Raw genomic sequence first — 3,187 nt, 5'->3', positions numbered from 1 at the left:
TAGTGTTTTTGTTGTTTTGTTGAATGGGTTGTTTGTTTTTCTCGGGGTTTTGTTTTTATGTGTTATACAATGTTCATTTCAAATTCTAATTTTTAATATTAATTATAAACTCTTTTTTTGTTAATCGTTACATGTACTATTAAACAACTTGAGGTGTTACCATAAATAAAAATAAATGCAACTGCACAAAATGTAAAAACCATCTATACGTAGAAATACCCGTAACATTACTAGAAAAAATATACCAAGACCTAAGCACACTACACAACCTACCAGTATGCTTCCACATGGAACATGATATTGATGGGAATCTTTAGTAGTATTATTAGTTATTGTCTAAAATTTTATATACTATTAATTACATAACAATGTTATATACTGAATTAACAATGTTATATTATGTGATTTTTTTTACTAAAATAAAAAACATGTTAATAGTTTAAATAACTTAAAAAAGAGATATTATACTATAAAAATCTATTTCTAGTATTATATAAAAGGAAAAAAAATAAAAATGAGGTAAAAACAATGTGTGAATTATTTGGTGTTAGTAGTCAGCAACCTGTCCATATAAACAATTACTTAAAAAGTTTCTATAGACATTGTAATATGCATCCACATGGATGGGGGCTAGCACTAATGAACAACAAACAGCCACACATTGAAAAAGAACCAATAGAAGCAACAGAGAGTCGACACTTAAAAGAAATACTAAAAAATCCAATTTATACAAAATCTGCACTAGCACATATAAGACTTGCAACAATGGGAAATATGGATGTAGCAAATTGTCATCCCTTTATCAGTGAAGATAACAATGGTAGAAAATGGGTACTAATACATAATGGAACAATATTCAAGTGTGATCTTCTTAATAAATATAAAAAAACACAAGATGGAAACACAGATTCAGAAAGAATATTAATGTACATTATTGACAGACTTAACTACAAAGAAAGACAACAACCCTTAAGTGATAGAGAACAGTTTAACTTCATTAACAAAATAATATCAAAACTAGCAGAAGGAAACAAATTAAATCTAATAATATCCAATGGAACATACACATATGCACATTCAAATACAAGAAATTCCCTTCATTACCAGAGAATAAACAAGACAATATACTTCTCAACACAGAAATTAAATGATAAACCATGGAAATTAGTACCATTAAACACAGTATTTGCACTTAAAGATGGAGAAATAATCTATAAAGGAAAATCTCATAAATATACTTATAAATTAACAGAAGATCAATTTAATTACATAATGAATCATGTTAATCCTAGTTTAAGGGAGAGTATAATTAATAATTTTGGTGAAATGCATGAAGCAGAATTTCTCAACTATCACTGAAGATAAAATAAAAAAAGGCTTATATCAAAGATTTATAGAACCAACAAAGAATAATGAGAATAATTACATAGGAATAGAAATAGAGATTCCAATATTAAATTTAGAAAAAAAACCAGTTGACTTTCAAGTAGTACATAAAATAACAGAGGAATTTAAAAAACAATACACTAACTTCAAACCACAAACAATAGATCATAACAATCATATCTGTTCATTAATAAATAAAAAAAAACAACGACATAATATCCTATGACTGTTCATATAACAACTTAGAATTTTCATTTGGACGAGAAACAAATCTCTTCAATATCTATGAACGATTCTGTGATTATTATTCTTTTTTCAAAGAACTTTTTGAAAAACACAACCATACACTAACAGGACTTGGAATAAATCCCTACAGAATATACAATAAACACATACCAATACCAAATGAAAGATATCAAATGTTATATCATCATCTTTGTTCATATTCAAGATATTCAAAACTACCAAAATACTTCCATGATCATCCAGAATATGGAATGTTTTCAAGTGCATCACAGATACAACTTGATGTTAACTATGATAATTTAATAAAAACAATCAATATCTTCTCAAAATTAGAACCAATAAAAGCAATACTTTTCTCAAATTCAGTGTTGATTGGAGAAAATGAGGATTTACTATGTTGTAGAGATATGTTCTGGCAGGATAGTACACATGGAATAAATCCACATAATATTGGTATGTATGAAACACAACTAAAGGATATTGATGATCTAATGGCATATATTGAATCATTGAATATATACTGTACAATGAGAAATGGTCTTTATGTGAATTTTCCAACAATCAACATAATGGACTACTTTAGAAAGGATTCTGTAGAAGGAGAATACTGTGATAAGGGAGTGTATGATAAAATAACAATTACTCCTAAGATTAGTGATATAGAATATCTTCGTTCATTTAAGTTTCTAGATTTAACATATCGTGGAACAATAGAATATAGAAGTTCATGTACACAACCAATAAAAGATGTTCTATGTGTTGGAGCATTTCAATTAGGATTAAAGAATAAATTATATGAATTAGAAGAAATCTTTGAAAATGATGAGGTAATATATCACAGAGGATATAATGCATCAGAACTTAGAAAGTTATTTGTAAAAAGACAACTACCTAACTTTGTAGATGAGGATAAATTATACACACTAATTAAACAAATACTAGACTTGTCAAAAGAAGGACTTATTGAACGTGGATATGGTGAAGAAGTATTTCTTGAATCATTATATGAAAGAGTAAAAAATAGAACCAATCCTGCAAAAGATATGCTTAAAAAATTAGGCCAAGATAAGTCTATTGAAGATATTATAGATGATTATGGACGTCTTAAATAATTTATTTCCATAAAATACTTTTTTTTAATAAAATAAGTTTTATTTAAAATGAGTAAATGTATTGGAGGACCATGATCCTCCAAAACTTTTTCTAGACTCTTAGTGGTATAGTTGTTTGTGATGCAAGATATTTTGCTGTTTCACCAGTTACTACTACTAAGTTATACATTCCTTTAATTTGTGGAACTGTTATATTTAAGTCTGCTACTCCATTTTCTGCGTGTGTTGTTGCTTGTGTTTTTCCATTGAGTTTTACTACAACTTTTGTATTTCCTGTTACTGGTTTGTTGTTGTTATCATAGATTTTTACTGATACAACTGCTGTTTTATTGTTTACTACATTTGCTGTTGCATTTATTTTTGTTGGTATTTTTACTGTGTTTGTAAACATGAATGAATAGTTACTTGATGCATATGCATTGTTTTCTCCTGCTATTACTGTT

4 protein-coding genes are annotated in these 3,187 nt (G+C 27.4%); 3 read left to right on the top strand and 1 reads right to left on the bottom strand.

The genetic code is table 11. From position 1 onward, the window contains the following. Positions 1 to 528: 528 nt before the first annotated feature. The 3 genes from BZ132_RS04095 (at position 529) to BZ132_RS04085 (ending at position 2,744) form a co-directional block, all read left to right on the top strand. Positions 529 to 1,359, top strand: a complete 831-nt coding sequence (locus BZ132_RS04095; RefSeq protein WP_286940558.1) for a class II glutamine amidotransferase — start codon at positions 529 to 531, stop codon at positions 1,357 to 1,359. Beyond that, positions 1,331 to 1,612 (top strand): hypothetical protein, encoded by a 282-nt coding sequence (locus BZ132_RS04090; RefSeq protein ID WP_286940557.1) that lies wholly within the window; start codon positions 1,331 to 1,333, stop codon positions 1,610 to 1,612. The genes BZ132_RS04095 and BZ132_RS04090 overlap by 29 nt, the downstream gene beginning before the upstream one ends. A gap of 193 nt (positions 1,613 to 1,805) precedes the next feature. After that, a complete protein-coding gene (locus tag BZ132_RS04085) occupies positions 1,806 to 2,744 on the top strand; it encodes a hypothetical protein (RefSeq protein ID WP_286940556.1) in 939 nt (312 codons plus the stop codon). A gap of 91 nt (positions 2,745 to 2,835) precedes the next feature. Here the strand turns inward: BZ132_RS04085 and BZ132_RS04080 are convergent. Beyond that, positions 2,836 to 3,187: hypothetical protein (locus BZ132_RS04080; RefSeq protein WP_286940555.1), on the bottom strand; the 352-nt coding region annotated here is incomplete at its 5' end.

The organism is Methanosphaera sp. DEW79 (genome assembly GCF_003266085.1).
Lineage (GTDB): Archaea > Methanobacteriota > Methanobacteria > Methanobacteriales > Methanobacteriaceae > Methanosphaera > Methanosphaera stadtmanae.
Note: the sequence above shows the minus strand (reverse complement) of the source record. Positions and strands in the feature narration are given on the sequence as shown.